A 25,408-nucleotide genomic window follows, 5' to 3' on the forward strand; every position below is an offset into this window, starting at 1 on the left:
AACCGTGGCGGTTTATCAACGGGAGGAGACCCATATGAAAGTCAGTGATTTCGAGAGAATGATGGCGATCGGCCTGAGCCGGCGCGCCATCCTGAAGACCAGTGCAAGCCTCGGTGCGGTCGCAGCCGGAAGCGCCATGCTCGGTCCATTCGGAACGGCCTTTGCGCAGGATGCATCCTTGCGCAGCCAGATCTTGCAGGTGCCGGGTGTCGGCAAAGGCTCGCCGACGGATGCCGACTGGCAGAAAGTTGGCGAAATGTGCCTGGAAGCGACGAAGAAGAGCGTCAAACAGGGCGAGTTCGCCGGCGTCGAACTATCTTTCATGGGCCTGAATAACCAGAACCTGCATAACGTTCTGTTCCGCGGCTTCCTCAAGCCTTGGGAGGATTATACCGGCGCCAAGATCACCTGGATCGACCTTGCGCAGGCTGACTACAATCCACGCCTGCAGCAGGCGATCGCAACGGGTACGGTCGATTTCGACCTGCTCGAGATGGGCGCGCCGTTCGAGGGTGATGTCTGCGGCAAGGGGCTGGCGTCGGAGATGCCGGACTGGGTCAAGACCCAGATCGACATGGACGACTATGTCGACTACCTCAAGGCGCCGGTTGGCACCTGGGACGGCAAGACCTACCGCGTCTCGGTCGATGGCGATTGCCACAACTTCAACTACCGCACCGACTACTTCGCCGATGCCGACCTGGCGAAGGCCTGGAAGGACGAAGGCCACGAGGGCGAGTGGGGCGTTCCGAAGACCTGGCAGAAGGTTCAGGAGGTCACCAAATTCCTCAAGGGCAAGACCATCGGCGGCATGGAAGCGGTCGGCTATCTCGACGCACCCAAGGCTTGGGGCGGTTTCGGCTTCTACTTCCTCGGCAGCCGCGCCACGGCCTATGCCAAGCATCCCGATGACAAGGCCTGGTTGTTCGACACCGACACGATGAAGCCGCGCATCAACAACCCGGCATGGGTCCGGGCGATTCAGGACGTCATCGACGCCCTGCCATCGGAAGCGGGCGATCAGCTCAATGCCGATCCGGGCACGACAGCTTTCCAGCAATTTCTGGCCGGCACCGGTTCCATGGTCTCCTGGTGGGGAGACGTGGGTGCAAGCGCGCGCACCAGCGACAGCTCGGTCGTTGGCGACACCATCGGCTTCGACATCCTTCCGGGATCGGACGATGTCTATAATTCGAAGACCGGCCAGTGGGAAAAGCTTGCCAGCGGCCCGAACCACGCGCCAAACATGGCCTATCTGGGCTGGGGCGTCTATGTGATGGCCCGGGTCGACAGCGACGAGAAAAAGAAGAAAGCGGCCTGGAGTGCTGCAGCCCATCTCGGCGGCAAGGATCTGGCACTCTGGACGGCGGCCTATCCGTCCGGCTTCCAGTGCTATCGCAAGAGCCAGTTCGACATCAAGGAATGGGTGTCGGCAGGTTATGACGAAGCCTTTATCTCAGGCTATCTCGCTTCGCAGTCGAATTCCTACAACCATCCGAACGCCGCTATCGAGCCGCGTATTCCGGGCATCTTCCAATATTACAGCGTCGCGGAAGACGAACTGGCCAAGGTTTTCGCCGGACAGGTAACCGCACAGGCCGGCGCCGATGCGATCGCTGCCGCCTGGGAGAAGATCACCGATCAGCTCGGCCGCGACAAGCAGCTTGCGCTCTACAAGGCCTCGCTCGGGGCCTGATATACGACGGACATCTTCGGATGTCTCGTCCATGATCTCAGGCGGCACAAAGTCGTGCCGCCTGAACCGTTGCCCGGTTCCGCACGCCTTTCTGCCTCAAGGGTCTTGCCTATGTCGCATACGATTACCCCAGCCGTCAGCCCTGTGGAGGGCGCGACGGTCCAGCGCGCCGCCGCCAGGCGCGGTCGGCTGCTGCTCTTCGCTGCGACCATCTTGTTGTTCGCCGTCCTCATTCTCCAGATCCTCGATGCGAGCGGGGTCACGGCGCTCGGCCTCGTCAGCTGGCGACCGCTGCTGTTTGCCTATATCGTCTGGGCGGTGGCACTGTGTGCGAGCCAGGTGATGATCCGCGGTGAGGCGGGGCAGCGCGCGGTTTTCGTGCTTCCTGCCGTGCTCTTCACCGTCGCCATGGTGGTTTTCCCGACCGTCTTCGGGCTTTATATCGCTTTCACGGATTGGAACCTGAGCGCGGCGGCCGGCCGACGCTTCAACGGGCTCGACAATCTACGCACTTTGTTCGCGGACCGGTATTTCTGGAACGCGCTGCTGAACATGGTCTATTATGTTCTTTCGGTCCTCGTTCAATATGTCATTGCCTTCGGGCTGGCGCTGCTGCTCAACGCCGAGATCAAGGCGCGCAAATTCTTCCGTGTTGCCTTTCTCCTGCCGCTGATGCTGAGCCCGGTAGCTGTCAGCTGGATGATTGGAAAATCACTCATGGAATACCGGTTCGGCCCGGCGGCGACCCTTGCGCGCCATCTTGGCTGGGACAATCCGGCATTCTTCTCGACGCCGTGGCTCGCGCGAACCTCGATCATGGCCATGGATGCCTGGGTGTCGATCCCGTTCATGATGATCCTGCTGCTCGCCGGCCTTCAGGCGCTTCCTTCCGAAATCAAGGAGGCGGCGAAAGTGGATGGAGCGTCAGGCTGGCAGAGTTTCAAGGAGATCACCTTTCCGCTGATGCTTCCGGTCAGCATGACAGTGATCATCCTGCGCATCATCTTCCAGCTGAAGCTCGCCGATATCGTCATCAACGTCACCGCTGGCGGACCGGGCGGGGCGACGGATACCGTGTCGAGCTTCATCTTCCGCGAATATCGTGACCGTTCCAATGTCGGCTACGGCACCATGCTTGCGGAATTCTATCTCGTCATCATCATCATCTTCGTCGCGCTCATCCTGAAAGGGGCGAGCCGATGGATGCAACGTGAAAATTGAGGCGAAGCCCATGGCGATCATCGCTGAAACATCCGATAGGCCGGGGAGCCTCTGGTCGCGGCGCCCGCAATTCCTGACCAACAGCCTGCTGATCTATGCGGCTCTGGTCTTCTGGGCCTTCATCTCGCTCTTTCCGATCTACTGGACGATCACGACCTCGTTCAAGACAGCGGTCAACGTGACGCAGGGGCATCTGATCCCGTTCGTGGACTTTACGCCGGACTGGAAGGGCTGGCGCTCGCTCGGCCTCTCGCCGGATACGATCTTGGCGCCATCGACTGTGCGCGATGAGTTCATCCGTCGCTTTCTCAACAGCATCGTGGCGTCAGCGGGGGCGTCGTTCCTGGCGGTGCTCATCGGATCGCTGGCGGCCTATGGGCTCAGCCGGTTCTCCTATAAATTCCTTTGGATGGCGAACAAGGACATTTCCTTCTTCTTCCTGTCGCAGTTGATCCTGCCGCCGGTCGTGCTCGCTATGCCGTTCCTGGTTCTCTACAAGCACCTGATGCTGCTCGATACGCTGATCGGCCTCATTCTTATCTACACGCTGATGGTGCTGCCGATCGTGATATGGATTATGCGCGACCAGTTCGACACCATCCCGGTCGAGCTGGAACAGGCGGCACTGGTTGACGGCTGCTCGATCTGGGGCGCTTTCCTACGGATCGTCCTGCCGATCGCACTGCCCGGCATGGTGGCAGCTTTCATCCTTTCGGTCATTCTTTGCTGGAACGAATATTTCTTTGCGGCACTGCTGACGAGTTCGAATGCAAAAACGCTGCCGGTGATGGTGGCAAGCCAGACGGGGTCGCAGGGGATTAACTGGTGGTCAATGGCCGCCATCGCCACGGCGGCGATCATGCCGCTGGTGCTCGTCGGCATTTTCCTGGAGCGCTACATTGTGAAGGGCCTGACGGCAGGCGCCGTTAAATAGAGGCACGAGGAGGACATTTCTAATGCTCAAAAATCTTGACCCGGCGCTCAATGCAGACGTGCTGCACGCCTTGCGCTCCATGGGGCATGGGGACACGCTTGTTGTGTCCGATACCAATTTCCCGAGCGACAGTGTGGCCCGCCAGACGGTGATCGGTAGGCCGCTCAGCATGGCCAATCTCTCGGCACCGCAGGCGATCCGTGCGATCCTCTCTGTGCTGCCACTCGACACACCGCTCCAGAATTCCGCCGGCCGCATGGAAGTCATGGGTGCGCCGGGGGAGATGCCGGCGGTGCAAAGCGAGGTGCAGGCGGAGATCGACCGGGCGGAAGGCAAACCTTCGCCCATGTACGGCATCGAGCGCTTCGCCTTCTACGATCTCGCCAAGAAGGCCTATTGTGTAATCTCGACCGGCGAGACGCGGTTCTATGGCTGCTTCCTGTTCACCAAGGGCGTCATCGCACCTGCAGGCGTGTGAGGTGTCAGCCATGAGAACCGGAATTTCCATTCTCGGCATTTTTGTCGCCGACACCGCCTATCTCGCGCCGCGCATGCCGGCCCTGGGCGAAACCATCGCCGGCAGCGGCTTTTCTGTTGGCCCTGGCGGCAAGGGATCCAATCAGGCGGTGGCTGCCGCGCGTGCCGGAGCTGACGTGTCCTTCATTTCGAAGATTGGTCGCGACACATTCGGCGATCTGGCGCTCAAGACCTATGAGCAGGCCGGCGTGACGGCGAAGCTGATCGTCATGGACGACAAGCCGACAGGGGCCGCTTTCATCTATGTCAACGACCGCACCGGCGACAACGCTATCATCGTCTATGCCGGGGCAGCCGGCACGATCGGCATCGAGGATGTCGAGGGAGCGCGCGAGACGATCGAGCAATCCGCAGTGTTCATCACCCAACTGGAACAGCCTGCACCCGCGGCCCATCGGGCGCTTGATATTGCAAGGAAGGCCGGTGTCACCACGATTTTCAACCCCGCACCCGCGGGCGCCTTTCCAGCGGAGATCTACCGGCTCTGCGACTATATCATCCCGAACGAGACAGAAGCCGCGGCCCTGGTCGGCTTTCCGATCGAAACGCTGGACGATGCGAAACGCGCAGCTGACGTGTTTTTGGCGCAGGGAGTGGGTGCGGCGGTCATCACGCTCGGCGCCCGCGGCGTGTTGTTTCACAATGCCGGGCAGTCGGCTCATGTGCCAGCCGTCTCCTGCGGCCCGGTCATCGATACGACCGGCGCCGGCGATGCCTTCGTCGGCGGCTTTGCAGCAGCACTTGCGCGAGGCGCGCCGCCGCTCGATGCTGTCCGCTTCGGCTGCGCCACTGCCGGCATCGCCGTGACGAGACGCGGGACGGCCCCTGCCATGCCCTCGCTTGCCGAGATCGAGGCCGTAATGGCCGGCTGACGCCGACATCCTGCCGTACAGGCGACCCATTTGGGGCCCTTTCGAATTCCATCCAGCCAAGGCTGTCAATACCGGCGGCGGGTTTCCGCACGCCGGTGCTTTGGCGAGGGAGGCAAGGGCGGAAGCAGATATCTCCGACGCGGCCCACAACGAATTGACGCATTGCACAACACTTATAACTTTACAAATCTAAATTATTCTGTGAAGTAGTGTGCATAGCGACTGAAGTGAGCCAAAGCCGTGACCCAATTGAAATTCGCCACCCGCCTTAATTCTTTTGCCTCGAAGCCAACGGCCGAATGGCCGGAGCTTTCCGGCAAGCCGACCGTCCTGCAAATGGCGACGCGCGCTGCCAAGGTCGATGGTCTAACCGATCTCGATCTCAATTATCCTGACCATGTGGCCGACGATCCGGCCGTCCTGGCGCGTCAGATCGGTGATCTCGGCCTAGCCATCAACGGCTTCGCCATGCGCTATTATACCAATCCGGCCTTCAAAATCGGCGCTTTCACCAACCCCGATCCGGCAGTTCGCCGCGAAGCGATCGATCTCACCAAGAAGGGCATCGACTCGGCCCGCGCCGCCGGCAGCAAGCTGATGACGATCTGGCTTGGACAGGATGGTTTCGATTATGCCTTTCAGGCGGACTACCATACGCTTTGGCAACACGAAATAGACGGAATTCGTGAAGTTTGCATGCATGATCCCGACTGCGAGATCAGCATCGAATACAAGCCGAACGAGCCACGCTCCTACAGCCTGATGCCCGACTGCGCGACCACGCTCCTGGCGATCAAGGATGTCGATATGCCCAATCTCGGCGTCACGCTGGACTTTGCCCATGTGCTCTATGCCGACGAGCAGCCGGCATTTGCCGCAGCTCTCATTGCCCGCTACAGCCGCGTTCTGGGTGTTCATCTCAATGACGGCTATGCCAAACGCGACGACGGTCTGATGGTCGGCGCGGTGCATACCCAGCAGACGATCGAGCTGCTACGCCAGATCCGCAAGGACGGTTATGACGGCGCGATCTATTTCGACACGTTCCCCGATATGACCGGTCTCGATCCGGTCCACGAATGCGAGGTGAACATCCAGACCGTCAAGCGGATGCTGACGGTGGTGGATCGCCTCGAGCAGGACAATCGTCTCTCCGGGGCGATTGACCGACAGGATGCAGTCTCTGCGCAGGCGGTTGTCCAGGAACTCATGCTCGGCTGAACTGCCTGACCGTCAACATACCCTGAATTTCTACGACCCTTGAACCCAAGGCATGCCGGAGGCGTGCCGATCGACCCTATCCGGGAGGAACCGATGACGACCTTTTTGAAGACGACCCTTGCTGCCGGCATTGCCGCCAGCCTCCTGTTCGGCGCGGCCGTCGCGCAGGAACTCGCGCCCCTCAATTCCGATACCGAAAAGGACCGCATGGACTGGTCGCAGCTCGAAGCCAAGCTTGGCGCGCTGCCCAAGCTGCCCGAAGGCACGAAGGCCGGTGCCGTTTCCAAGACACTGACGAACGAATACTGGCGCTCGCTGGGCGAAGGCTACGCGGCCTTCGGCAAGAAGGTCAACGTTCCCGTCATTTATCAGGCTGCCCAGAGCGAGGGTGACCAGCTCGGCCAGCTGACCATCGCCGAGGGCATGATCACGCAGGGCTATAACGTCTTGCTCGTCTCTCCGCAGACGGACGCCAACCTGCAGCCGGTCATCGAGCAGGCCAAGGCGGCCAATATTCCGGTCGTCAACGTCAACGATGCCGTCATTCCGCAGGCCGAGCATTACGTCGGTAACGTCCAGCGCGACAACGGCGTGCGCGTGGCCAAATGGTTCATCGAGCATCGTCCCGAGGGCGGTAAGGTCGCCATCATTGAAGGTCAGGCCGGCGTCTATGCGGCGGTGCAACGCACCGACGGTTTCAAATCGACAATCAGCGAAGGCGGCAAGTTCGAAGTCGTCGCCAGCGTTCCGGGAAATTGGGATCGTCAGACGTCCTACGATGCTGCGACCAACATCCTTAACCAGCATCCCGACCTGGTCGGCTTCTATGCCAACAATGACGGCATGGCCCTCGGCATCGTCGAGGCCGTGAAAGCCGCAGGCCTCCAGGGCAAGGTCGCTGTTTTCGGCACCGACGGCATCTCTGACGCCTACGCTTCGATCAAGGCCGGCGAACTGACCGGCACGGTCGACAGCTTCCCGGTCCTGACCGGCGAAGTGGCGCTCGAGGCCGCGCTGCGCCTGGTTGCCGGCCAGAAGCTGCCACGCGTGGTGGCGACCCCGCAGGCCCTCATCACCGCCGACAATCTCAGCCGCTACCAGGGTGCGGGCGTCGATGTCCGGGCGGTGCTGATGGAAGATGCCAAGGCAGCCAAGTAGCGAAGGTCAAAGATGCCGGCCGTCAAGGCCGGCATCCCGATGTGTTGAAGGAGGTGGAGTGATGGTGCCGCGACTGAGATTCGAGACGATCTCCAAGAGCTTCCCCGGGGTGAACGCCCTGGCCGACGTGTCGTTCGATGTTGCAGCCGGCGAGATCCACGGACTTCTAGGCGAAAACGGCGCCGGCAAATCCACACTTCTGCGAATCCTCTCCGGCGTGTTCCGCCCGACCTCCGGAACGGTCTTTGTCGATGGTCAGGCCCTGATCCTCAAAAGGCCGATAGATGCCCGCAGTGTGGGCGTCGCCATGATTCACCAGGAATTGCAGCAGGTGCCGCATTTGAGCGTCGCCCAGAACATGTTTCTCGGTCATCCGCTGACCCGCCTGGGTGGTCTTTTCGTCTCCCGCCGTGAGCAGGAGAGCCGCGCGGCGCAAGCCCTCTCGCTGATCGACAGGACTATTGATCCTTCAGCGCCGATCTCCTCCCTCAAGGTCGCGCAACGCCAGATCGTCGAGATCGGTCGCGCGCTGCTCGACAAGGCGAAGGTCATCGCCATGGACGAGCCGACGTCGAGCCTGACGCCGAGCGAGTTCGACCGTCTGGCAGAGGTGATCGCCAGCCTTTCGGCGAGTGGGGTCTCGATCATCTATGTCTCCCACAAGATGGACGAGGTCTTCCGCATCTGCCAGCGCGCCAGCGTCATGCGCGACGGCAAGCTCGTCGGCATGGTCGATCTCAAGAGTGCCTCGGAAAAGGACGTGATCGCGATGATGGTCGGTCGCGAGCTGATGCAAGAGGAACACAATTCCTTCGTCACCGATACGGTCAAGCTCGAGGCCAAGAAGCTGTCATCCGCAACGAAGATCCGCGATGTGTCGTTCACGCTGCACAAGGGTGAAGTGCTTGGCATTGCCGGGCTCGTGGGCTCCGGTCGCACGGAACTGCTGCGGCTTCTGGCCGGCGCTGACCGCCTGAGCGACGGGTCGATCGCCATCGACGGCAAGGTCGTGCGCTTCGCCTCCCCGCGCGATGCGATCGCCGCCGGCATCGGTCTCGTGCCGGAAGAACGCAAGCGGGAAGGGATCATTCCCTTACGTCCAGTCAGTACCAACATTGCGCTCGCTTCGCTTTCCAGCTTTTCGTCGGGCGGCATGATCAGCACGGGCAAGCTCCGTGCGGCCGCACAAGATTTGTTGAAGCGCGTCAATCTGCGGCCGTTTCAACTGGATCGCCCCATTCGCCTTTTCAGCGGCGGCAATCAGCAGAAGGCGATTATTGCCCGTTGGCTAGCGGCCAAGTCGCAGATCTTGCTGTTCGACGAGCCCACCCGAGGTATCGATGTCGGCGCCAAGTCCGAGATCTATCATCTGATCGAGGATCTTGCCCGCGAAGGCCATTCGATCATCGTCGTCTCCTCGGAACTGCCGGAGGTTATCCGGCTTTCGGACCGCGTGCTGGTGATGCGGGAAGGTTCGATCGCTGCGGACATTCCACGCGACCAGCTGAGCGAAAGCGCGATCGTCGCGCATGCCATTCCCGGGGCCAACCCCGGCGCCACCGTCGCCCGCACTGCGAGCTCCGCGTGAACCAGACAGGACATCCAATGACCAGTTCTTCGACTGCATCCGTTAAGCCCGCACCGGTCTTTCGCCGCTTCTCGTTTTCGCTCCGCGATGCCGGAACCCTGATCGGGCTCATTATCATCATGGCCGTGTTTGCCGCGCTCGTTCCTGGCTTCGTCTCCGAACGAAACCTCATCAATATCCTCCAGCAGTCGAGCATCAATGCGTGCCTTGCGCTCGGCATGACGCTGGTGATCATCTCGGGCGGCATCGATTTATCCGTTGGTCCGACGGCCGCAATCTCCGCCGTCATCACCGCGACCCTTCTTCTGACCGGCACGCCGATACCGCTGGCGATCTTCACCGGTCTCGGCGTCGGCGTCGTCTGCGGCTTCATCAATGGCGCGCTCGTCGCCTATGTCGGCCTGCAGCCGTTCATCGTCACGCTCGGCACGCTCAGCACCTACCGGGCCATCGCGCTCATTTATACCGGCGGCAATCCTGTTCTCGGCATTCCCACGGGCTTCCGCTCACTCTTCAACGGCAATCTCTTCGGCATTCCGACGCCAGTCATTATCGTCGCTGTCGTTGCGATTGCCGCCTGGATCCTGCTCAAGAAGACACCGATCGGCGAATATCTGATGGCGGTCGGTGGCAATGAAGAGGCAGCCTATGTGGCCGGCGTTCCGATTGCGCGCACCAAGATCACGGCCTATGTCATTTCCGGGGGGCTGGCAGCACTCGCTTCGCTGATCCTGATCGGGCGTCTCGGGGCTGCCGAGCCTATCCTCGGCAACCTATGGGAACTTGACGCGATTGCGGCTGCGGCCATCGGCGGCGCTTCGCTGATGGGTGGCAAGGGAAGCATTCTCGGCACGATCCTCGGCGCCATCATCCTTGGTGCGATGCGTAACGGTTTGACGCTGATGAACGTTCAAGCCTTCTATCAACTGCTCGCCACCGGCCTTATAATCCTCGTCGCCATGATGATCGATCGCGCGACAAGGGGACGGGGATGAACGCTGAAAGCTTCGACATGAAGGCCGTCGGGCCACGCATCCGCATGATGATGCCGCTCTTGACGCCGCTCGAAGCAAAGGTCGTCGATACCGTTTTCGCCATGCGCGATTTCAGTGACGAGACGTCGCTCAAGCAGATCGCCGAGAACGCCGGCGTTTCCGAAGCCATGGTGGTCAAGATCACCAAGAAGCTCGGCTTCTCCGGTTTCCGTGACTTCCGCTCCGCCGTCAGCCAGTATAACCGCCAGCCAACGGCAGAGATGCATCAGGAACTGTCCGTGGAGGATACGTCGCTTGAAATCGTCCAAAAAGTGTTTCGCACCTCGATCCACGCCCTTGAGGAAACGCTTGCCATTCTCGATATGGAAGCATTCGACAGGGCCGCGGATCTAATCCACCAGGCGAGAAACCGCGACTTTTACGGTGTCGGCGGCTCGGCGCAGATCGCACGGGATGTGGCGCACAAGTTTCTTCGTATCGGCGTGCGCGCCAGCGTCTTCGACGATTCCCACATGATGCTGATGTCGGCCTCGTTGCTGGTGGATGGCGATATCGCCATTGGCTTTTCCCATTCGGGCAACACGATCGCTGTGATCGAGGCAATCCAGCTCGCGCGCAGGAACGGCGCGCGCACCATTGCAATCACCAACTACGATTCCTCGGCTCTCGCCCAGTCCGCAGACGTGGTTCTGTGTTCCACCGCACAAGGTTCACCGCTGATGGGGGAAAATGCCGCAGCGCGCATCGCCCAGCTCAACATCCTTGATGCCATCTTCGTTGCCGTCGCCCAGCGTGACTATCAGGCAGCCGAACGCAATCTTGAACGCACTATGTCCGCCGTCACGTCCAAACGAAAAGATCGCCTCCCATGACATTTTCGCCTGTTGTCACCGTCTTCGGCAGCCTTCACTACGATATCGCCGTCTTTGGACCGGCCCGGCCCCGAAAGGGCGAGACAGTGACGGGGACATCCTGGCATCCGAAAAGCGGCGGCAAGGGCGGCAATCAGGCGGTTTCGGCTGCCCGCACCGGGGTCGCCACCTTCATGATCGGGGCGGTTGCTGGTGATGACTTCGGGGATTTTCTTATCGCAAATCTCGCTCGCAAAAATGTCGATCATACATTCGTCCGACGTGATGCATCGCAGTCAACCGGCATGAGTGTCGCGACTTTCGATGCCGAAGGCGACTATGGTGCGGTTATCGTGTCGGGAAGCAACCTGACGCTTGGCGACCACGATGTCTCGGCAGCTCGAGATCTGCTCAGCAGAACAACAATTCTCGTCCTGCAAAACGAGATTCCCGATGCCGCCAACGTTGCGGCGGCAAAGGCCGTGAAGCAGGCAGGCGGGCGCGTGCTGATCAATGCAGCCCCGGCACGCATTCTGTCGAACGATCTGCAACACCTGATCGACATCATCGTCGTCAATGCCATCGAAGCCGAAATGCTGGCAGGCGTTCCCGTTGTTGAAACGCTTGACGGCGCTCTGGAGGCGGCGAGGAAGCTTGTGAAGATCTTCCCCGAAGTGGTGGTGACCGCCGGGGGATCGGGTGTCGCCTACGCAAATCGCAGCGGAGAAGAGATCGCCGTTGCAGCAGTCAAGGTTGAGGTTGAGAGCACGCATGGGGCCGGAGACGAGTTCATCGGCGTCCTTGCTGCGGAAATCGCATCCGGGAAGACGATGAACGCCGCGCTTCAGAAGGCAAATATCGAGGCTGCACGACTGGTTAGTACGCCTGAAGAAAATCGTCTGAGATGAAGTCTGCCATATCTAAATGCGTCTGAGCCAATGACACGCGGCCGGCGTTGCAAGCTTTAATCTTTTCAACAAAGGCCGAGAACAGCTACGCCTTTCCATACATCCTGCTCGCGCGCAGCAGGCGTTGCGAATAGGGGTGTTCGACCGCACCTTTTCGCAAGGCGCCGACATCGACCTGTTCGACGATCTCGCCCGCTTCCATGATGGCGACGCGGCTGCACATGTGCGAGACGACGGCGAGATCATGGCTGACGAGCAGATAGGTCAGACCGCGATTGGTGCGCAGATCCTGGAGGAGATTGAGGATTTCGGCCTGAACGGACACGTCGAGCGCCGATGTCGGTTCGTCGAGAAGCAGAACGTCCGGATCCAGCATCAGCGCACGGGCGATCGCCACGCGCTGCCGCTGGCCCCCAGACAGCTGGTGCGGAAATCTGTAGCTCAGCGCCGGGTCGAGGCCAACCGATCTCAGGACCGCGTTCATGTCGACCGAATTCGTATCCAGCCCCTGGTTGCGCAGCGGTTCTTTCAGCTGCGAGCGGATGGTCTTGCGGGGATGGAGGGATCCGTAGGGATCCTGGAACACCATCTGCACCCGGCGGAAGAAAGGCCGGCTGCGCTGCTGATTTAACGTCTCGCCGTGGAGCTCGATCCGGCCGTCATAGTTGGCGTTGAGGCCGGAAAGCGCCCTCAGGACAGTGGACTTCCCGCAGCCGGACTCGCCGACCAGGCCGAAAGCAGTTCCCCTTTCGATGGCGAAGCTTACGTCTCGGACGACAGGCCGCTGCCCAGGCCCGAAACGGACCGTAAGATTGTCGATTTTAATCACCGCGACGGCTCCAATGCGAATTCTTCAAGCCAGGCCGGATCTCGTTTCAGGATCGGCAGCCGGGCAGGCGGATCTTCGATCGTCGGCAAGGATGCCAGCAACCCTTGCGTATAAGGGTGTCGGGCCTTGTCGAGATCGCGCGCCTCGAGCACTTCCACGACCCGCCCTGCATACATGATGAGAACGCGATCGCAGAAGTTCCTGATGAGATTGAGATCGTGACTGATGAAGATCAGCCCGAGATTGCGGCGCAAGACGAGCTCGTCGAGCAGGGCGAGAATTTCGAGCCTCACCGTCACATCGAGCGCTGACGTCGGTTCGTCGGCGATCAGCACTTCGGGTTCGGCAATCAGCATCATGGCGATCATCGCCCGCTGGCCCATCCCGCCCGAGATTTCGTGCGGATAAAGGCGGGCCACACGCTCCGGATCGCGGATCTGAACGGCCTCGAGCATATCGAGTGCCTGCTGCCAGGTCTTTGCCCTGCTCGTCCTCGGATGATGGAAGCGGTAGGTCTCGGCAATCTGTTCGCCGATCCGCATGACGGGATTGAGCGAATATTTCGGGTCCTGCAGGATCAGGCCGATCCGCCGGCCCCTGATCGTCATCATCGTTTTTTCGGTCGCCTTGAGCAGATCCACGTCGCGAAAGCGCATCCGCTCGGCATTGACGATCGCGGTCGGTGGCAGCAGCTTCATGATCGCGCGGCCGACGGTCGACTTTCCCGAGCCGGATTCACCGACGATCCCGAGCTTTTCCTGTCCAAGCGAAAAGCTGACGCCGCGCACGGCCCGCACCTGTCCGCCGCCGAAGGCGATTTCGAGGTTCTGGATATCGATCAAGTCCGTCATTCTGAACCTCGGGGATCGAGAACATCGCGAAGCGCATCGCCGACGAGGTTGAAGGCGAGGCTGACGAGTGCGATGGCAATGCCGGGTGCTGCGATGACCCAGGGGCTGTCGAGCATGAATTCACGTCCGCTGGCGGCCATCGAACCCCATTCCGGCCACGGTGGCTGCGCGCCAAGGCCGAGGAAACCGAGGCCGGCGGCAGTGATGATGATGCCGGCCATGTTGAGGGTGACGCGGACGATCACCGAGGGAATGCACATCGGCAGGATGTGGCGCGTGATGATCGCGATTGATGTCGCGCCCTGCAGGCGTACGGCGGCGATATAGTCCGCCTTGCGCAGGCTGAGCGTCTCGGCGCGGGCAAGACGCGCGATCGGCGGCCAGGCCGTCAATGAAATTGCGATGATCGCATTGGTGATGCCTGGACCGAGCGCTGCGGCAAAACCAAGCGCGAGGACGAGCCCGGGAAAGGAGAGGAAAATGTCGGTGACGCGCATCAGTACTTCATCGACGATGCCGCCGAAATAGCCTGAGACGGTGCCGATCAGCAGGCCGAGCGGTGCGACGATGACCGTGACGAGCATGATGATGTAGAGCGTGGTGCGGGCGCCATAGATCACCCGGGAAAAGACGTCGCGGCCAAAATTGTCGGTGCCGAGCCAATGGCTGGCGGATGGCGGCGCAAGCCGCCCGGCCATATCCTGAACGATCGGATCATAGCTCGTCAGCAGGGGGGCGGCCAGCGCCACGACGATCAGCACTACGATGATGGCTAGCCCGGCCAGTCCTAGCGGGTGCAGGCTGAATTTCCGCCAGCCCTGATGAATTTGCTGCGCCGATGACTGGAACCACCCTCGAGGCTCCGGTGCCAGCAGCCAGTTGCGAAGGCCGCCAGTGTTAACGCTGTCTGCGTGCTCAGAAGAGATCGTCATGGCGTCACCGTGTCCTCGGATCAAGAATGCGATAAAGGAAATCCGACAGGATGTTGATCGTCAGGAAGACGGCGCCAATCGTCAGGACGGAACCCATGACCACGTTCATGTCGTTCATCTGCAGCCCCCGGGTCAGGTACTGGCCGAGCCCCGGCCACCCGAAGACGGTCTCGATCAGCACCGCCCCCTCGAGCAGCCCGCCGAAGGTCAGCGCCATGATCGTCAAAAGCTGCACCCGGATGTTCTTGAATGCATGGCGCCAGACCACCTTGCGGGTGCCGAGCCCCTTTGCCCGCGCCGTGATGATGTATTCCTGGCTCAGTTGCTCCAGCATGAAGCTTCGCGACATACGGCTGATATAGGCGACGGAATAATAGCCGAGGATCGCTGCCGGCAGGATGATGTGGCCAAGGGCGTTGTGAAACACGTCCCATTGCTGCTCTATCGCCGCGTCGATCAGAAGAAAGCCGGTCACCGGCGTGACGAGACCCTCGTAGAAGACATCGATCCGGCCCGATGCGCCGACGAGCTTGAGCTTTGCATAGAAGATGAAGAGCGCCATCAACCCGGTCCAGAAGATCGGGATGGAATGGCCGGCAAGGGCGATGATGCGGGCAACGTGATCGATGATCGTTCCGCGCCTGACGGCAGCCGTGATCCCAAGCGGAACGCCGATGATCGCCCCGATGATCATGGCGATGACCGCCAATTCGATGGTGGCGGGAAAAATCGTCAGGAGATCGGTGAGGATCGGCTGGCCGGTCGTCGCCGATGTGCCGAGATCGCCTGTCGCAATCTTCCCGACATAGGCGAGGAACTGCATCCAGACAGGTTGCCCGAGCCCCAGCTCATTATAGACGCGATCATAAACCTCCTTGCTGACCTCCGCCCCGGTGATGGCAAGCACCGGGTCGGCAGGCAGCAGGCGACCCATCGAAAAGGTCAGGAAGAGCAGGCCGAGCAGCGTCGTCACGACCGCGACGGCGCGCCCTGCCAGGCGCCGCAACAGGCTCATTAGAGGGTGCGGGGCCGCATCGGCGAACCCGCCCTCCGTAGAACGAAGGCTGTTTTCTCGCTTCGATGTCAGATCGGCGCTCGCCACGGCGTTCTACTCCTTGGTCACGTCATGCCAGCGCGTCGACCATGTCGTGTGCCCATGATAGCCCTTGACGTTGGCGCGCATGACATAAGGGTCGGTTCGCTGGAAGAAGATGACGAGCGGCGAGGCCATGCCGCTGTAAATGCCGTCCATCTTCTTGAAGATATCCGTGCGCTTGCCGGTATCGCGCTCCTTCATCGATTGGTCGACGAGTGTGTTGAGCTCGTCCACCTTCATGCCTGTGCGCCAAAGATAATAGCTGCCGAGACGCGCCTCGTCGCTATTGTCGGGATTGTAGGCATATTGCGTGGCTACCGCGAAAGGATCAGGCAGTCGGGCGCCGGAATTGCCAAGCAGCACTTCGTATTTTCGCTCGCGGAAGGCCGGCGTGAATTCGCCTGGCACGAGATCGAGATCGAGGCCGGCGGCGCGGGCGCTCGCCTGCAGCGCTTCGGCGAAGGGCAGTGTCGGCGCACCTGACGGATTGAGCACCTTCTTCAGCCCATTGGGGTAGCCGGCTTCCGCCAGCAGTTGCTTGGCCTTGGCAGGATCGTAATCGTAACGTGAGGCAGCTTCCTCAGGGGCACCGATCATGCCGCGCGGGATCATCGACTGCCAGGGGAAGCCGGTATAGCGCATGATGTTGCCGGAGATCGCCTTCCAGTCAAAGGCATGCTGGAAGGCCTCGCGAACCTTCGGCTTCTGCAGATCCGGGTCCTTCTGGTTGAGCGCGATATAATAAAAACCGAGGCCTGGAACGCTTTCGATCACCATGTCCTTTTTGGTGGACAGGGCGTCGAGGTCGCCGCTTGCTAGGTATTGGCCGACATCGACGTCTCCGGCTTCGAGCTGCAGTCTGAGGTTGCCGGATTCTGGAATGTGCCGGGCGACGACGCGAGCCATGGCCGGCGCCCCGCCCCAATAGTCCTTCCGTGCGTTGAAGATCGCAACGTCGTTCGGCCGCCATTGCGTCAGAGCGAACGGGCCGCTGCCGGCGGAATTGGCAGAAAGCCATGCACCGCCGAAGTCGCCATTTGCCTCATGCGACAGTGCCGTCTTCTTGTCGATGATGCCGATCGATGAGCCGGCAAGCGAATAGAGCACCAGATCGGTGTTCACAGCCTGCGGCAGCTCGATTTCGAGGGTATGCTCGTCCTTTGCCCGAACAAGCTTTTCGACGTTGTCGGGTGTAAAGCCCCAGAGAGCGACGTCGGTGGAGCCGACCTGGCCCATCTTGATGACGCGCTGGATCGACCAGGCCGCATCGTCGGCCGTCACCTTGTTGCCGCTCTGGAAGACCGCATCATCGCGCAATGTCAGCGTGATAATCTTGCCATCCGCCGAGACGCTCCATTGCGTCGCGAGCATCGGCTTCAACGTTTTAAGGTCGTCCGGCGACAGCTGCACGAGGTTGTCGTAAATGTTCGAAATCAGTTCGGAAACCGTGCGGGCGTTGTTCTGCGCCGGATCGAGCGTCCTTATGCCCGTGAGATTGGTGCCGATCACCAGCATATTGGGCGGCGACGCCGCGAAGCTGGGCTGCGCCGTCATCATGGCGCCGGTAATTGCGATCGTTGTCAGTACCTGTCTCAACATCTCAAGACCTCCCAATCCTGTTGTTTGCGGAAATAGAGCAATTCCAGGAAAAGTGCGAAGCGGTTTTCCGTCCGGAATTGCGTAAAAACAAAGGGTTAGAGCGGCTCCGCGTTTCCATGAATAGCGGAGCCGCTCTCGTGTCGAACTCAGCCGGCCGCCTTTGCGGAATCCTGCTGGTGTGGATGGATCTGGTTGTTGCCGGCGGCATCCCAGCGCTGAAGCAGCCGATGGAGTTCCTCGCGGTCATGCCGATCGAGCAGCGGCAATCCCGGCACGCGCACGGGGCCGACATCGAGGCCGGAATAGGTGACGGCCTCCTTGACGACAGTCACGTTCGCACCATTGCGGAATTTGGTCCGCATCCGCTCGAACGGTTCAAGCTGGTTGACGATAGCCCTTGCCGCGCCGAAGTCTCCTCTTTCGAGTGCATCGTGAACGGCAAGCGACAGGTGCGGCGCGACATTGACGAGACCGGATGTGAAGCCGCGCGCGCCCGCAGCCGTAAATGTCGGCGCCCAGCTCTCCGCCAGGCCGCAGACGAACAGTGCGCCGGCCGGATCGGCTGCAGCGATCGCTCTGGACAGCAGCATCAGATCGGTGGTGGCAAATTTGATGCCGGCAATATTGCCGTGATTTGCGAGACGGGTGATATCTTCGACACTGAAACCCTCGGCCCTGACATAGGCGATGAGCGGCAGGGTGGAAGCATCCGCAAGATTGCAGAAATAGTCGATCTGGGACGAAGGTGCTGCGAAAGGATCGACGGGCTGATGCGACATGACGGCGGATGCGCCGATCGTGGCCGCATCTTTCGCCATGCCGATCGCCTCGCGCAGCGATCGGCCGATTGCCGCCGTCACCGGCGCCTTGCCGTTGACGCCTGAAACCGCCGCCTCATGGACGATCCTGATTTCTTGCGGCGTCAGAGCATAGAATTCCCCGGTATTGCCGGCAGCGACAATGTTGTGAATGCCGGCTGCCGCGACCCGCTCATAGACTTTCGCCGTGATCCGAGGTTCGACTTCACCTTTGCCGTCATAGGCGGTGACCGGAACACCCGATACGCCTGTAAGCGCCTTGCGCATGGTTGCGATGCTCATCTTTCTTCCCCGTTATCTTTCCATCTATTCGCTGTCATTTCGAAGGGAGGCTCGCTGTCATCCCGGAGGGTGACCGGTCCCGAAGCGGAAGGGCGGCAGGCCCTTTGCATCCACGTCGAAGGCGATGACCGTCCCCGCCTCGAAACGTCCGGTACGGTCCGTCGACAGGCTCGTGACAAAGAGGGTGCGCAGATCCGGCCCTCCGAAACACGGCATTGTCGGTGCCGCGACCGGCAGAATGTAGATCTCGACGATTTCGCCTTCGGGCGATATTCGGTTGAGGCGACCGGCAGAAACGCCGGCGCTCCAGTAGAACCCATCGCGATCGGTTGTCGCTCCGTCCGGACGACCCTCGTCTTCCGTAAAGCTGCGAAGCCGGCGCCCATCGCCGAGGTCGCCCGTATCAGGATCGAAGTCGAATGCCTGCAGGAAGCATTGCCGGCTGTCGGAGTGATACATCCGCCGGCCGTCCGGCGACCAGGCAAGGCCGTTGGAGCTCGTCAGTCCGGTTGCAACGGTCCGCGTGCGGCCATCGGCGCTAACGCGGTAAAGTGCGGCATCATCGATCTGCGGCTTGGCTTCGCTGATCGAGCCGATCCAGAAGTGCCCGTCGGGGCCGACCTTTCCGTCATTGAGGCGGCAGTTGATGTGTCGCCCGACTGGATCGGACACGAGCTCAAAATCTCCAGAGGCGGGATCGAAGAGATGGACGCCCGTCTGAAGCGCCACGACGATCTTGTGATCGCGGCAAAGCCCGAGGGCGCCGATTGCTGTCGGCATGTCGAAGCGGTCGATCTTTCCTGAACCCGAGAGCCGGACGAGCGCCGGCGCCTGAATATCGACGAACCACAAAGTGCCGGTCTCCTCGTCCCATACCGGCGATTCACCAACCGTCAGCGGCTGCTGGATCACGGAACGGACGTCCGGGCGGATGACTAGCGGGGCCGTCATTCAACTGTCTCCAGGCTCGTGGCCAGACCCTCGGCGTCGCGCATGCGGATGGTGCCGTCGTGATTGATCTCACAGAACCCGCCACCCTGGAACGCAAGCGCGACCGGCCCTTCGGATCCCTCCTCGATGCGGGCGTGATCGCGCGGCCGGTCCTGTGGCTGGTAGCCCAATCGTGCCGCCAGACCGTTGTCCCACCAGATCTCCTCGGCATCAGAAACGCCATAAACCACCGTTGCTGCGATCAACGGGTGCGACAGGCCGATCCTGACCAATTGCGCCAGGTCTCGCGCGCTGATCCAGATCGCAACAGATCGCTCGCTGTTGGGATAGGTGCCCGCATTGCCGATGCGGATGGAAAGAGAGCGAATGCCTGATGTGTCGTAATACAGCCCCGCCACAAGTTCGCCCCAGCATTTGGAAAGTCCATAAGGGCTGTCGGGGCGCATCGGGTCGAGCGGCGACACGAGTTGGCCGCGCGGATAAAAGCCCGTGGCATGGTTGCTCGATGCATAGACGACCCGCTGGACCTTGTTGGTCCGCGCCGCTTCGTAAAGATTGTATGTTCCAAGCACGTTCGCGTGCAGAATGGCGTTCATGTCGATGCCGCTTGCAATGCCGGCGAGATGAACCACACCGTCGACATCCTTCAGCGCAGCCGTCGCCTCGTCGAGCTTTGTAAGATCGGCCTTTAGGAAGCTCTCGTTTTCGCCAAGCTCGTCAGGCTCCTGGAGATCGATCAGGCTGAGGTGCTCGACATGCGACCGAAGGAGCGGGCGCAGCAGAGTTCCTACACGTCCGGCAGCACCCGTCATGGCGACCCGTTTCATCATTTCTCCTCCCATTGTGCTCACACGCCTTGGAACATGCGGGCGCGAGCATTCAGTATGTGTTTTTTCATCGCATCATGCGCTTCGGTTTCCCGGTGCGCGAAGATTGCCTCGACGATCACCGCATGCTCGTCCTGGACGCTGCGGATCTGTTCCGGCGTCCGCTTCAAGCTCAAGCTTCTCGTAACGGAATGCCCGATGGCGAAATGCGGCTTGAACCACTCGCGCAGCGTGATGTGGAACTGGTTACCGGTCGCCATGGCAATTGCGTCATGCAGAGCCTGGTCTTCCTCGGCACCAAGCTCTCCGTTGCGCAGGCATTGTTCGATCGAAAGAAGCGCTGCCGTTATCCGCTCCTTGTCGGCCGGCTGCCAGTTCCGTGCGGCAAGCTCCGCCGCCTCGGCTTCGAGACCGGCGCGGAATTCGAAGAACCGCTGGACATCGGCCAAGGAGCCGACCGGCACCATTTTCAGCATCGACGAATCCGGCCTTTGCCTGACATAGGAACCGGAACCCTTGCGCGAAACGACCAAGCCGTCGGCTCTCAAGCGTTCAAGCGCTTCGCGCACGACGGGTCTCGATGCGCCGAAATCTGCGGCAAGCTTCGTCTCCGGTGGCAGTCGTTCGTTCACCGGAAAGTTGCCGTCGGCGATCATCCCCACGATCTTCTCGTAGATGATGTCGCTGAAGCGCGTTGCGCCCCTGTTCGAAACGGCATCGACCGTAAATGTCATTCTGGTCCTTTTCTCTCGTCTCTCGACGCCATGCGACGGCGTTGACGGTCGCACCCTGGCTGTCGCCGACCATGATGTTCAGGGCGGCGCACAGCATCTGACAGATCGAACGTTTTTGATCCTGCTGGCCGTATTTCAGCGGCACAACATCGTATTTCGATGCTGCATCGCTACAAAATTTGTAATTATCTGTCAACTCTTGTAATCATTTGCGAACGTGTCTATGGTTCAGGTCGTAGCGCCGAGGAGGGCGCAGCGGCGGGTCGGGAGCCCGCCGCATCGGCCGGGGCAAAGGCTGCGCCGGCACAAAAGGGAGGAATTCGATGGCCAATGAAATACTGTCGCGTGGTGTCACCCGCCGCGCCGTACTTGGCGGCATGGCTGGTGTCGCGGCGCTGTCTATCGCCGGTCGCGTCTCTGCCGCAGGTGGCGAAGCGCCAGCACTTGCGCAACTCGCCAAGGATGGAAAGCTGCCGCCGCTCGCCGAGCGCCTGCCGAAAAAGCCGATGGTCGTGACGCCGTTCGAGAAAGTCGGCACCTACGGCGGTTCGCTGCGCCGAGGCCTTCGCGGTTCATCCGACCATAACGGCATCCTGCGCATGGTCGGCAACCAGAGCCTCGTGCGCTGGAACCTCGATTTTACCGCCGTGCAGCCGAACCTTGCCGAACGCTGGGAAGTCAGCGATGACGCAACGCAATTCACGTTCCATCTCATCGAAGGCGTGCGCTGGTCGGACGGTCATCCCTTTACGGCCGATGACGTTGTCTTCGCGATCGAAGATTGCGTCAAGAACACCGAGCTTTACAGCTCGACACCGGCGCAGCTTGCGGTCGCCGGCAAGCCGGTCACCGTCGAGAAGATCGACGATTATACGGTGAAGTTCACCTTTGCGGCCGCCAACGCGCTTTATCTGGAAAACCTCGCCACGCCGCTTGGTCAGCATCCGACGCTGTTCCCGAAGCACTACTGCAGCCAGTTCCTGCCGAAATATAATCCGAATATCGAGGCCGATGCGAAGAAGGCCGGCGTCACCAGTTGGACGGAGCTGTTCCGCAGCCGTTGCGGCGACATCGAGATCCCGTCGCGATGGGGTAATGTCGACAAGCCGACACTCGATCCATGGGTGATCAAGGAGCCCTATGCCGGTGGCGCGACGCGCGTCGTCATGACCCGCAACCCTTATTTCTGGCAGGTCGATACCGAGGGCAACCAGCTTCCCTACATCGATGAAATCAACTTCGGCATCTCGCAGGACGTCGAATCGCTGATGCTGAATGTCATCTCGGGAAAGATCGACATCCAGGAACGCCATATCAGCGTTCTGGCCAACAAGCCGACGCTGTCCAAGAACATGGAGAAAGGCGATTATCGGCTGCTGACGCTCGTGCCTTCGGCCTCGCAACAGTGCCAGATCTACTTCAACATCACCCACAAAGATCCTGCCATGCGCAAGATGTTTGCGGATAAGGCGTTCCGGCAAGCGCTCTCGATCGGCATCAATCGCCCGGAACTCATCGACATCGTCTATTTCGGACAGAGCGAGCCCTACCAGGCTGGGCCGCGTCCGACCCATCCCTGGTATAACGAGAAATACGCACGCCAGTTCACTGAATATGACGCCGACAAGGCAGGCGCGATGCTCGATGAGGCCGGCTACAAGAAAGGCGGCGACGGTTTCCGGCTGAGGCCCGACGGCCAGAAAGTATTCTTCTCGATCGACGTCATTCCGACGCTCTATCCCGACCTCGTCGATGCCCTGGAACTGGTCAAGACGCATTGGGCCCAGATCGGTATCGACATGAAGGTCAACACGATCGAGCGGGCGCTCTATTACACCCGCGGCGACGACAATGCCCATGATGCGGCGGTATGGCCGGGCCCTGGCGGTCTCGATCCGATGCTCGATCCGCGCGATTTCTTCGCTTTCCATCCGCAGGGCTCGCGTTATGCCATTCCGTGGACGCTTTGGTACACCTCCAACGGTGCACGTGGCGAAGAACCGCCGGAAAGCCAGAAGAAGCGCATGAAGCTCTTCGACGAAGCACGTTCGACGGCTGATCTCGACAAACGCGGCGCGATCATGAAGCAGATCTTCGACATCGCGGCTGAGGAGTTCGAGACCGTCGGCCTTTGCCTTGCTGTCGGCGGTTTCGGCATCATCCGCAACAATCTGCGCAATGTTCCCGAGAAGGAGCCGGATAGCTGGTCCTGGCCCAATCCCGGCCCTGCAATGCCGCAGCAATTCACCTTCACGAGCTGATTTTCGTCTTAAGCGCCGTGCCCGACGGTACGGCGCTTTCTTTCAGTTCGCCCTCCGAGATGCCTTGCCGGTCCTGACGGCCGACAAGGCCGGGTGGGCGGCGTTCAATGCAAGAGGCGCCTTATGCTGGTCTTTATCGCCAAACGCTTCCTATGGATGATTCCATCGCTGTTTGCCGTCAGCTTCCTCGCTTTCGTGCTGATCCAGCTGCCGCCAGGCGATTATGTTACGACCTATATTGCGACGCTGGCAGCCTCCAACGAGATCGTCGATCAGAACACGGCGGCGCAGTTGCGCGAGCGCTTCGGCCTCGGCGACCCTATGCTCATCCAATATTTCAAATGGATATGGGGCATTCTTACACGCGGCGATTTCGGCATTTCCTTCGAATGGCAGCAGCCGGTCTCTGACCTGATCTGGGAGCGTATGGCGCTGACGCTCGTTCTGGCTCTGTCGACATTGATCGCTACCTGGGCGATCGCACTGCCGATCGGAGTCTATTCCGCGGTGCGCAAATATTCGATCGGCGACTATTTCTTCACTGCCTTCACCTTTTTCGGCCTGGCCGTTCCGTCCTTCCTGCTGGCGCTGGTACTGATGTATGTCGCGGCGGTCGAATTCGGACAGGATGTCGGCGGGCTCTTTTCGCCGGAATATGAGAACGCGTCCTGGAGCTTCGCCAAGATGGTCGACCTCTTCTCGCATCTCTGGCTTCCCGTCATCATCCTTGCCGTCTCCTCGACGGCGAGCCTCATCCGCGTCATGCGCGCGAACATGCTCGATGAGCTGCCGAAGCCTTACGTCACAACGGCACGGGCAAAAGGTCTCTCTGAGTTCCGGCTGCTGATGAAATATCCTCTGATGATCGCGCTCAATCCGTTCATCTCGACGATTGCCTGGCTGCTGCCCAACCTCATTTCCGGCTCGGTCGTCGTCGCCATCGTCCTCAATCTGCCGACGGCAGCACCTTTGCTGCTGCAGGCGCTGATGGCCCAGGACATGTATCTCGCCGGCGCCTTCGTTCTGCTGATCTGCGCGCTGACGCTGATAGGCTCTTTGATCAGCGACATCCTGCTTGCGTTGGTCGATCCCCGCATCCGGTTGGAATAGGAGCCTTACATGGCCGACATCACCGTTACGAACATTCCGCCGGATCGCGCCGCCGTCGCGTCGCAGTGGCAGCTCATCTGGTGGGCTTTCCGCCGGCATCGGCTGGCCATGGTGGCGCTCGTCGTCACCGTGCTGATGTATATCGTCGCCCTGCTTCCCGGCTTTTTCGCCATCAACGATCCGAACCTGCAAAATGCGCGGGCGACTTTTCACCCGCCGCAGAGATTGCATCTGATCGATACGCAGAACGGGTTCTCCTTCGGCCCGCATTATTATCCGATGAAGCTGACCCGCGATCCTGAGACGCTGGCCGCCATCTTCAAGGAAGACACGACAAAACGTGTCGACGTCGAGTTCTTCGGGCGCGGCTACGAATATTCGGTGTTCGGCCTGTTCAGGACCAACATCCATCTGATCGCCTCACCCGACAAGACGACGCCATTGCTTCTGTTCGGCGCCGACAGGCTTGGGCGCGATGTCTTCAGCCGAACGGTCCAAGGCTCGCAGATCTCGTTGTCGATCGGCCTCGTCGGTGTCTTCTTCTCGCTCATGCTCGGCATCGTGCTCGGCGGTATCTCGGGATATTACGGCGGCCGCATCGATTTCTTCCTGCAGCGGGTGATCGATTTTGTGCTGTCGCTGCCGACGATCCCGATCTGGTTGGCAATGGCCGCGGCGCTGCCACAGGACTGGCCTGCGACGCTGCAATATATGATGATCACGATCATCCTGTCGCTGACGGGTTGGGCACAGCTCGCCCGCGTCGTTCGCGGCCGCTTCCTGTCTTTGCGCACCGAGGAATTCGTCGCCGCCGCGAGGCTCGACGGTGTTCGCGAAAGGCGCATCATCTTTCGCCACATGTTGCCGAGCTTTGCCAGCCATATCATCGCGTCGATCACGCTTGCGGTGCCGGCGATGATCCTTGCCGAAACCTCTCTCTCCTTCCTCGGGCTCGGTCTGCAGCCACCGACCATCTCCTGGGGCGTGCTTCTGCGCGAGGCCCAGAACATTCGCTCGATCGCCACCGCGCCATGGCTCTTCATGCCGGGCTGTGCCGTCGTGGTCGCCGTGATGGCGCTCAACCTTCTCGGCGACGGCCTGCGCGATGCGGCCGATCCCTACAACAAATGAGGCCGG

At 60.6% G+C, this 25,408-nt stretch carries 23 protein-coding genes; 14 read left to right on the forward strand and 9 right to left on the reverse strand.

Translation table 11 applies throughout. The annotated features are described in order from the left end of the window. The first annotated feature begins 34 nt into the window (after nt 1–34). From AB8B31_RS28765 to AB8B31_RS28815, 11 genes are all read left to right on the forward strand, one after another. Complete coding sequence (locus tag AB8B31_RS28765; RefSeq protein WP_018245827.1) at nt 35–1,696, forward strand: ABC transporter substrate-binding protein; 1,662 nt, start codon at nt 35–37, stop codon at nt 1,694–1,696. A 111-nt stretch (nt 1,697–1,807) separates the two neighbouring features. Next, nucleotides 1,808–2,917: a carbohydrate ABC transporter permease gene (locus AB8B31_RS28770; RefSeq protein WP_018516602.1), complete on the forward strand. Its 1,110-nt coding sequence runs from the start codon at nt 1,808–1,810 to the stop codon at nt 2,915–2,917. Nucleotides 2,918–2,927: 10 nt separating this feature from the next. Beyond that, nucleotides 2,928–3,851: a carbohydrate ABC transporter permease gene (locus AB8B31_RS28775; RefSeq protein WP_018245825.1), complete on the forward strand. Its 924-nt coding sequence runs from the start codon at nt 2,928–2,930 to the stop codon at nt 3,849–3,851. Between the two features lie 22 nt (nt 3,852–3,873). Further along, nucleotides 3,874–4,329 carry an RbsD/FucU family protein gene (locus tag AB8B31_RS28780; protein WP_018245824.1) on the forward strand — a complete coding sequence of 152 codons (456 nt, stop codon included), beginning with the start codon at nt 3,874–3,876 and terminating at the stop codon, nt 4,327–4,329. A 10-nt stretch (nt 4,330–4,339) separates the two neighbouring features. After that, a complete protein-coding gene (gene rbsK / locus AB8B31_RS28785) occupies nt 4,340–5,260 on the forward strand; it encodes a ribokinase (RefSeq protein ID WP_018245823.1) in 921 nt (306 codons plus the stop codon). 249 nt (nt 5,261–5,509) lie between these two features. Beyond that, nucleotides 5,510–6,481, forward strand: a complete 972-nt coding sequence (locus AB8B31_RS28790; RefSeq protein WP_018245822.1) for a sugar phosphate isomerase/epimerase family protein — start codon at nt 5,510–5,512, stop codon at nt 6,479–6,481. 93 nt (nt 6,482–6,574) lie between these two features. Continuing rightward, on the forward strand, nt 6,575–7,639 hold the full coding sequence (locus AB8B31_RS28795; RefSeq protein ID WP_018245821.1) for a sugar ABC transporter substrate-binding protein: 1,065 nt from the start codon (nt 6,575–6,577) through the stop codon (nt 7,637–7,639). A gap of 61 nt (nt 7,640–7,700) precedes the next feature. Continuing rightward, nucleotides 7,701–9,227, forward strand: coding sequence for a sugar ABC transporter ATP-binding protein (locus tag AB8B31_RS28800; RefSeq protein ID WP_018245820.1), 1,527 nt, complete (start codon nt 7,701–7,703; stop codon nt 9,225–9,227). 17 nt (nt 9,228–9,244) lie between these two features. Next, nucleotides 9,245–10,222 carry an ABC transporter permease gene (locus AB8B31_RS28805; RefSeq protein WP_018245819.1) on the forward strand — a complete coding sequence of 326 codons (978 nt, stop codon included), beginning with the start codon at nt 9,245–9,247 and terminating at the stop codon, nt 10,220–10,222. Beyond that, nucleotides 10,219–11,094 carry a MurR/RpiR family transcriptional regulator gene (locus AB8B31_RS28810; protein ID WP_018245818.1) on the forward strand — a complete coding sequence of 292 codons (876 nt, stop codon included), beginning with the start codon at nt 10,219–10,221 and terminating at the stop codon, nt 11,092–11,094. Before AB8B31_RS28805 ends, AB8B31_RS28810 begins: the two co-directional genes overlap by 4 nt. Continuing rightward, nucleotides 11,091–11,981 (forward strand): ribokinase, encoded by an 891-nt coding sequence (locus AB8B31_RS28815; protein WP_018245817.1) that lies wholly within the window; start codon nt 11,091–11,093, stop codon nt 11,979–11,981. The genes AB8B31_RS28810 and AB8B31_RS28815 overlap by 4 nt, the downstream gene beginning before the upstream one ends. A gap of 85 nt (nt 11,982–12,066) precedes the next feature. Here AB8B31_RS28815 and AB8B31_RS28820 read toward each other — a convergent pair whose 3' ends face one another. From AB8B31_RS28820 to AB8B31_RS28860, 9 genes are all read right to left on the reverse strand, one after another. Next, nucleotides 12,067–12,810, reverse strand: coding sequence for an ABC transporter ATP-binding protein (locus AB8B31_RS28820; protein ID WP_018245816.1), 744 nt, complete (start codon nt 12,808–12,810; stop codon nt 12,067–12,069). Beyond that, a complete protein-coding gene (locus AB8B31_RS28825; protein ID WP_018245815.1) occupies nt 12,807–13,661 on the reverse strand; it encodes an ABC transporter ATP-binding protein in 855 nt (284 codons plus the stop codon). Before AB8B31_RS28825 ends, AB8B31_RS28820 begins: the two co-directional genes overlap by 4 nt. Beyond that, a complete protein-coding gene (locus tag AB8B31_RS28830; RefSeq protein WP_018245814.1) occupies nt 13,658–14,593 on the reverse strand; it encodes an ABC transporter permease in 936 nt (311 codons plus the stop codon). Before AB8B31_RS28830 ends, AB8B31_RS28825 begins: the two co-directional genes overlap by 4 nt. A 4-nt stretch (nt 14,594–14,597) precedes the next feature. Then, on the reverse strand, nt 14,598–15,695 hold the full coding sequence (locus tag AB8B31_RS28835; RefSeq protein ID WP_018245813.1) for an ABC transporter permease: 1,098 nt from the start codon (nt 15,693–15,695) through the stop codon (nt 14,598–14,600). A gap of 6 nt (nt 15,696–15,701) precedes the next feature. Continuing rightward, nucleotides 15,702–17,288, reverse strand: a complete 1,587-nt coding sequence (locus AB8B31_RS28840; RefSeq protein ID WP_018245812.1) for an ABC transporter substrate-binding protein — start codon at nt 17,286–17,288, stop codon at nt 15,702–15,704. Nucleotides 17,289–17,434: 146 nt separating this feature from the next. Beyond that, nucleotides 17,435–18,388 carry a dihydrodipicolinate synthase family protein gene (locus AB8B31_RS28845; protein WP_018245811.1) on the reverse strand — a complete coding sequence of 318 codons (954 nt, stop codon included), beginning with the start codon at nt 18,386–18,388 and terminating at the stop codon, nt 17,435–17,437. Nucleotides 18,389–18,445: 57 nt separating this feature from the next. Then, nucleotides 18,446–19,339, reverse strand: coding sequence for an SMP-30/gluconolactonase/LRE family protein (locus tag AB8B31_RS28850; protein ID WP_018245810.1), 894 nt, complete (start codon nt 19,337–19,339; stop codon nt 18,446–18,448). Then, nucleotides 19,336–20,166, reverse strand: a complete 831-nt coding sequence (locus tag AB8B31_RS28855; RefSeq protein ID WP_026188708.1) for an NAD-dependent epimerase/dehydratase family protein — start codon at nt 20,164–20,166, stop codon at nt 19,336–19,338. Before AB8B31_RS28855 ends, AB8B31_RS28850 begins: the two co-directional genes overlap by 4 nt. 20 nt (nt 20,167–20,186) lie before the next feature. Beyond that, on the reverse strand, nt 20,187–20,900 hold the full coding sequence (locus tag AB8B31_RS28860) for a FadR/GntR family transcriptional regulator (RefSeq protein ID WP_020493434.1): 714 nt from the start codon (nt 20,898–20,900) through the stop codon (nt 20,187–20,189). A gap of 323 nt (nt 20,901–21,223) precedes the next feature. On the opposite strand from AB8B31_RS28860, the gene AB8B31_RS28865 reads away from it, so the two are divergent. The 3 genes from AB8B31_RS28865 to AB8B31_RS28875 all read left to right on the forward strand — a co-directional run bounded on the left by AB8B31_RS28865 (nt 21,224) and on the right by AB8B31_RS28875 (nt 25,402). Further along, nucleotides 21,224–23,161 carry an ABC transporter substrate-binding protein gene (locus tag AB8B31_RS28865; RefSeq protein ID WP_018245807.1) on the forward strand — a complete coding sequence of 646 codons (1,938 nt, stop codon included), beginning with the start codon at nt 21,224–21,226 and terminating at the stop codon, nt 23,159–23,161. 123 nt (nt 23,162–23,284) lie between these two features. Further along, the gene (locus tag AB8B31_RS28870) at nt 23,285–24,271 is read left to right on the forward strand and encodes an ABC transporter permease (protein WP_018245806.1); all 987 of its coding nucleotides are present in this window, start codon (nt 23,285–23,287) and stop codon (nt 24,269–24,271) included. Between the two features lie 9 nt (nt 24,272–24,280). Next, nucleotides 24,281–25,402, forward strand: coding sequence for an ABC transporter permease (locus AB8B31_RS28875; RefSeq protein WP_018245805.1), 1,122 nt, complete (start codon nt 24,281–24,283; stop codon nt 25,400–25,402). Nucleotides 25,403–25,408 lie beyond the last annotated feature (6 nt).

The sequence above is a fragment of the Rhizobium sp. 62_C5_N11_2 genome (assembly GCF_051811185.1).
GTDB classification, from domain to species: Bacteria; Pseudomonadota; Alphaproteobacteria; order Rhizobiales; family Rhizobiaceae; genus Rhizobium; species Rhizobium leguminosarum.

Excerpts from the sequence above, each read along its gene's own strand:
- AB8B31_RS28765 (WP_018245827.1), top strand. The coding sequence starts at position 35 with ATGAAAGTCAGTGATTTCGAGAGAATGATGGCGATCGGCCTGAGCCGG.
- AB8B31_RS28770 (WP_018516602.1), top strand. The coding sequence starts at position 1,808 with ATGTCGCATACGATTACCCCAGCCGTCAGCCCTGTGGAGGGCGCGACG.
- AB8B31_RS28775 (WP_018245825.1), top strand. The coding sequence starts at position 2,928 with ATGGCGATCATCGCTGAAACATCCGATAGGCCGGGGAGCCTCTGGTCG.
- AB8B31_RS28780 (WP_018245824.1), top strand. The coding sequence starts at position 3,874 with ATGCTCAAAAATCTTGACCCGGCGCTCAATGCAGACGTGCTGCACGCC.
- rbsK (WP_018245823.1), top strand. The coding sequence starts at position 4,340 with ATGAGAACCGGAATTTCCATTCTCGGCATTTTTGTCGCCGACACCGCC.
- AB8B31_RS28795 (WP_018245821.1), top strand. The coding sequence starts at position 6,575 with ATGACGACCTTTTTGAAGACGACCCTTGCTGCCGGCATTGCCGCCAGC.
- AB8B31_RS28800 (WP_018245820.1), top strand. The coding sequence starts at position 7,701 with ATGGTGCCGCGACTGAGATTCGAGACGATCTCCAAGAGCTTCCCCGGG.
- AB8B31_RS28805 (WP_018245819.1), top strand. The coding sequence starts at position 9,245 with ATGACCAGTTCTTCGACTGCATCCGTTAAGCCCGCACCGGTCTTTCGC.
- AB8B31_RS28810 (WP_018245818.1), top strand. The coding sequence starts at position 10,219 with ATGAACGCTGAAAGCTTCGACATGAAGGCCGTCGGGCCACGCATCCGC.
- AB8B31_RS28815 (WP_018245817.1), top strand. The coding sequence starts at position 11,091 with ATGACATTTTCGCCTGTTGTCACCGTCTTCGGCAGCCTTCACTACGAT.
- AB8B31_RS28825 (WP_018245815.1), bottom strand. The coding sequence starts at position 13,661 with ATGACGGACTTGATCGATATCCAGAACCTCGAAATCGCCTTCGGCGGC.
- AB8B31_RS28830 (WP_018245814.1), bottom strand. The coding sequence starts at position 14,593 with ATGACGATCTCTTCTGAGCACGCAGACAGCGTTAACACTGGCGGCCTT.
- AB8B31_RS28840 (WP_018245812.1), bottom strand. The coding sequence starts at position 17,288 with ATGTTGAGACAGGTACTGACAACGATCGCAATTACCGGCGCCATGATG.
- AB8B31_RS28845 (WP_018245811.1), bottom strand. The coding sequence starts at position 18,388 with ATGAGCATCGCAACCATGCGCAAGGCGCTTACAGGCGTATCGGGTGTT.
- AB8B31_RS28850 (WP_018245810.1), bottom strand. The coding sequence starts at position 19,339 with ATGACGGCCCCGCTAGTCATCCGCCCGGACGTCCGTTCCGTGATCCAG.
- AB8B31_RS28855 (WP_026188708.1), bottom strand. The coding sequence starts at position 20,166 with ATGAAACGGGTCGCCATGACGGGTGCTGCCGGACGTGTAGGAACTCTG.
- AB8B31_RS28860 (WP_020493434.1), bottom strand. The coding sequence starts at position 20,900 with ATGACATTTACGGTCGATGCCGTTTCGAACAGGGGCGCAACGCGCTTC.
- AB8B31_RS28865 (WP_018245807.1), top strand. The coding sequence starts at position 21,224 with ATGGCCAATGAAATACTGTCGCGTGGTGTCACCCGCCGCGCCGTACTT.
- AB8B31_RS28870 (WP_018245806.1), top strand. The coding sequence starts at position 23,285 with ATGCTGGTCTTTATCGCCAAACGCTTCCTATGGATGATTCCATCGCTG.
- AB8B31_RS28875 (WP_018245805.1), top strand. The coding sequence starts at position 24,281 with ATGGCCGACATCACCGTTACGAACATTCCGCCGGATCGCGCCGCCGTC.